Annotated in this window: 5 protein-coding genes and 1 pseudogene; 2 read left to right on the top strand and 4 right to left on the bottom strand. The window is 52.4% G+C overall.

Annotation, left to right across the window (positions count from 1 at the left end):
* A pseudogene (locus MVK46_RS01370) lies at nt 1-157 on the top strand (bifunctional ADP-dependent NAD(P)H-hydrate dehydratase/NAD(P)H-hydrate epimerase); the annotation flags it as partial.
* Here MVK46_RS01370 and MVK46_RS01365 read toward each other — a convergent pair.
* From MVK46_RS01365 to MVK46_RS01355, 3 genes are read right to left on the bottom strand one after another with little or no spacing between them, the layout of a single operon-like run.
* Nucleotides 154-711 (bottom strand): winged helix-turn-helix domain-containing protein, encoded by a 558-nt coding sequence (locus tag MVK46_RS01365; protein WP_297534675.1) that lies wholly within the window; start codon nt 709-711, stop codon nt 154-156. The pseudogene MVK46_RS01370 and the gene MVK46_RS01365 overlap by 4 nt on opposite strands.
* Nucleotides 712-1,017, bottom strand: coding sequence for a DUF211 domain-containing protein (locus tag MVK46_RS01360; RefSeq protein WP_297534687.1), 306 nt, complete (start codon nt 1,015-1,017; stop codon nt 712-714). It lies immediately after the preceding gene.
* A gap of 5 nt (nt 1,018-1,022) precedes the next feature.
* A complete protein-coding gene (locus MVK46_RS01355; RefSeq protein ID WP_297534673.1) occupies nt 1,023-1,598 on the bottom strand; it encodes a winged helix-turn-helix domain-containing protein in 576 nt (191 codons plus the stop codon).
* A 171-nt stretch (nt 1,599-1,769) separates the two neighbouring features.
* Here MVK46_RS01355 and MVK46_RS01350 point away from each other — a divergent pair, with 171 nt between their 5' ends.
* Nucleotides 1,770-3,173 carry a CoA-binding protein gene (locus MVK46_RS01350; protein ID WP_297534685.1) on the top strand — a complete coding sequence of 468 codons (1,404 nt, stop codon included), beginning with the start codon at nt 1,770-1,772 and terminating at the stop codon, nt 3,171-3,173.
* Between the two features lie 208 nt (nt 3,174-3,381).
* Here the strand turns inward: MVK46_RS01350 and MVK46_RS01345 are convergent.
* A partial coding sequence (locus tag MVK46_RS01345; RefSeq protein WP_297534671.1) for a hypothetical protein occupies nt 3,382-3,699 on the bottom strand: 318 nt, incomplete at its 5' end.

Here is a 3,699-nt window from a genome sequence, read left to right as displayed (position 1 = left end):
CGCGCTCGGAAACTCCCCGCTTAGGGCCGCTTCGGTCGGTGCCTTCCTCAACGGTCTCGCCGGCGACATGGTGAAAGAAGAGTTCGGGGAGAACTTCACCGCATTAGAAGTTGCAATGAAGGTTCCGAAGGCCGTAAAGTGGGTGGAAGAATTTTAAATCTCTATAAGCTCCCTCATCTTCTTTGCCTTCTCACACAGCTCGCAGCTCTGCAGGAAGACCAGCGTGTTCAGGAGATGAAAGAGTTCCACCTCGTCCAGCTCCACCCCTGACTCAGAGACCTTTTTGATGATGGGCTGTGAATTCACTTCGATTTCATTCAGAACTTCCTTTATGAGTTTTTTCAGCTTCTCCCTGTTCTTTGCCCGTATTCCCGATTTTTCAAGTATGCCAACGAGCCTCTCGGCCTCGACCTGAAGGTACAGTTGCCTGAAGCTCTCAACGCTTTCGTCGGGTTCCGCCTTTATGAGGAAGAGCCTCGCGGTTCTTCCGTAGAGCTTTTCGTTGCCCTCAGTGCCGATTTCCTCTACGAGACCGGCCTTCTCTAGGACCTTTACGTGTCTGTATACCGTCGTTCTGTCCTTTCCAACGGCCCTGCTGAGCTCCCAGATTGTCATGGGCCTCTGCCTCAGCAACTGAAGTATCCTGAACCTTGTCTCCTCGGAGAGAACCTTTACCTTCTCAGGCTCGGTTATTATCAGAACTTCCCTCAATTAATACTCCTCCAGCTTGTCCTGCGGCGTCTCCTCCTCCTCAACTATTCTCCTTCCCGCGGCGACCATGTCTATGCTGTGGACAACCCCCCCAAAGTCTTCTATTGTCCTGACGATTTCCTCGTAGTTGAGGTCGTCGCCGACTATCGTTATCTTGACGTTCTCGGTCTCTTTGTCAATTTCCACGAGAGTTATGTTGACTCCCTCGACTCCTTCAAGCTCGCTCAGCCCGAGGGCCAGCTCCGTGACAATCGGCTGGTGCGGCTTGAGCACGTCCAGTACGAGGAGCCTTATGCCCTTCGCCATGCCCATCACTTCTTGAGAAGCTCACCGAGCTTTTTAAGCAGTTCCATGCTCTCCTCATCGCGGCCTATCTTGGCCATGGCGAGCCACTCTATCGCGTGGATTATGTCCTCGTTCGAGAAGTCCTTAAGCTCCTCCTCCTTCTCCTCCATTTCCTTGGAGATTTCGGTCTTGTACTGGTGCTCCTTCTTGAGGAGTTCGTCCATCACGTTCAAAAGCTCCGTCTCGTCAAACTCGTAACCGAGCGCCCTGAATATGTCGAGCTTTGTTTTGAGCCTTGAGCGGGCAAAGTAGCGAAGCTCCTCGTCGCCGAGGTAGAGGTTTATGTAGAACGCATCTGCGGTTCTCCCGTAGTACTTCTCGACGAGGTTGCCCTTCATCTCGGTTCTCTTGACCTCGACCAGCCCGGCCTCCTTGAGCTTCTCAATGTGGTGGTATATCGTCTGAGGGGTCTTCCCGAGAATCTCGCTGAGCTGTGAAATAGTCATTTCCCTGTTCCTGAGCAGGGACAGAATCTTCCTCCTTGTGTCTTCGAGCATCAGCTTTATTACCTCTGGGTCGGTTATCACCTTCACTTTTGTCATAGCGACCACCCAATTTTAACGTTCTAACGTGTTTTTTAACGTTTTGAGCATTTAACCTTTTCCCCTCCGGAAGGTTTATATATGTAAAGGCTATCCGGCACTCAGGATAAAATATCCATACCCCTGAAAGCTTAAATAATTACCTCCGAAAAGCCTTCGAAGGTGGTGACGATGAAAAACCTAGACTTCCTCTTTTATCCGAGGAGCGTGGCGGTTATAGGTGCCTCCCACGTTCCCGGAAAGGTTGGAAACGCCATAATGCGCTCGATAACGCTCCGCTTCAGCGGCAAGGTCTACGCAGTCAACGTCAAGGGCGGCGAAATCGAGGTCAACGGAAGGAAGTTCAAAGTCTACAGGAGCATCAAGGAGGTCCCCGATGAGGTCGACGTGGCCGTGATAGCGGTTCCGGCCAAGTTCGTGCCGGACGTTATAGACGAGTGCGGCGAGAAGGGCGTTAAGGGCGCGATAGTTATCTCCGCTGGCTTTAAAGAGGCCGGGAGGGCCGACCTCGAGGAGGAACTCGTGAAGCGCGCCAGGAAGTGGGGCATCCGCGTCGTCGGGCCGAACTGCCTCGGCGTTACGAACCTTGAGAACGGCTTCGACTGTAACTTCAATCCCCCGGAGAGGCAGGCCAGGCCGCCCTTCGGAAAGGTCGCCTTCATGAGCCAGAGCGGTGCCTTTGGAGCGGCAATCCTCGACTGGGCCGCCAGGGAGCGCATCGGGATGAGCAAGTTCATAAGCCTCGGCAACATGGCGGACCTCGACGAGAGCGACTTCATGGAATACCTCGGAGAGGACGAGAAGACCGGTGTTATTACAGGGTACATCGAGGGCGTGAAGGATGGAAGGAAGTTCTTCGAGACAGCGAAGCGCGTCACCCTCAAGAAGCCCGTTGTAATCCTCAAGAGCGGAAGAACCGAGGCGGGAGCGAAAGCGGCAGCTTCCCACACGGGCTCGCTCGCGGGTTCCTACGCGATTTACAGGGCCGCTTTTGCGCAGACCGGTGTTCTGGAAGCGACCACGATGAGGCAGCTCTTCAACTACGCCAAGGCACTGGCCATGCAGAAGCCGGCCAAGGGCGACCGTGTTGCAATAGTCACCAACGGCGGCGGCGCTGGCGTCATGATGAGCGACGGTCTGCTCGAGAGGGGCCTTAAAATGGCCGAACTCAGCGACGAGACAATCAGGAAGTTTGAAGATGACATAAAGGCCGGGAAGCTTCCCGCACATATGGCGTACAGGAACCCCATCGACGTCATAGGTGACGCCCCGTCAAGCAGGTACGAGATAGCCATGCGCTACGCCCTCGAAGACCCGAACGTTGACATTCTCGTCGTCATAGCTCTCTTCCAGAGCCCCGCTCTGGACGAGGGGATAATCGACGCTATGGAAAGAATGAAGGCCTACGGCAAGCCGATTGTCTTTGTGGCTCCGGGTGGAGACTTCCCGCACAAGATGGCGAGGAACATAGAGCTTAGGGGCATCCCCGTCTACGAGACAACCGAGGACGCGGTTGATGCCGTCTACGCCCTCGTCAAGTACGGCCAGTGGCTTAAGGAGAACGGGAAGCTTTAAGCTTTTTCCCTTTTCTATCACGTTTGACGCTCTCCGCTTTAAACAAAACTGCCTTTAAGGGCTGTTCTCGTTTAACACTCTCCTCTCCAGTCTTGGGAATTCGTTTTTCTTTCTTTTTGTGCTGTGACGTTTTGTTGCGATTTTAAGTTTTTAGTGTAACGAATTTTTTTCGGAGTTGCTGGAAGAGGCTTTTTCTGTCTCTTATGGCCTAGAACCCTGTTTGGATTGTTTTGTTTTTTGGATTTGGGTTTCTGGTGTTCGTTCTGCTTGTTCTAAGTTTTCTTTGCCTCCAGGAGATGATTGTTTGGTAATTGTTCATATGCTGTTGAAGGTTTCTTCGGTTTTTGTTTTGTGTTCCAGGTTTTTTGAGGGAGATAAAAGGCGGTTTTCCTGGGGTTCTTTGTGTGCGATTTCCAGAAAGGCTTAAATATCGGGGAAGTCTTATTCCTCTATCGGGGGAACGCACGAAAATTCCGCCCTGTTGCAATAAGACTCTAGGAGAATTGAAATAAAGCAAAGCTTTAAA

This window comes from Thermococcus sp. (assembly GCF_027066465.1).
Lineage (GTDB): Archaea > Methanobacteriota_B > Thermococci > Thermococcales > Thermococcaceae > Thermococcus.
The sequence above is the reverse complement of the archived record's forward strand: the minus strand, read 5'-3'. Positions and strand labels throughout refer to the sequence as shown.

Coding starts and splice junctions, on each gene's coding strand:
- MVK46_RS01350 (WP_297534685.1), top strand. CDS start 1,770: ATGAAAAACCTAGACTTCCTCTTTTATCCGAGGAGCGTGGCGGTTATA.
- MVK46_RS01360 (WP_297534687.1), bottom strand. CDS start 1,017: ATGGCGAAGGGCATAAGGCTCCTCGTACTGGACGTGCTCAAGCCGCAC.
- MVK46_RS01355 (WP_297534673.1), bottom strand. CDS start 1,598: ATGACAAAAGTGAAGGTGATAACCGACCCAGAGGTAATAAAGCTGATG.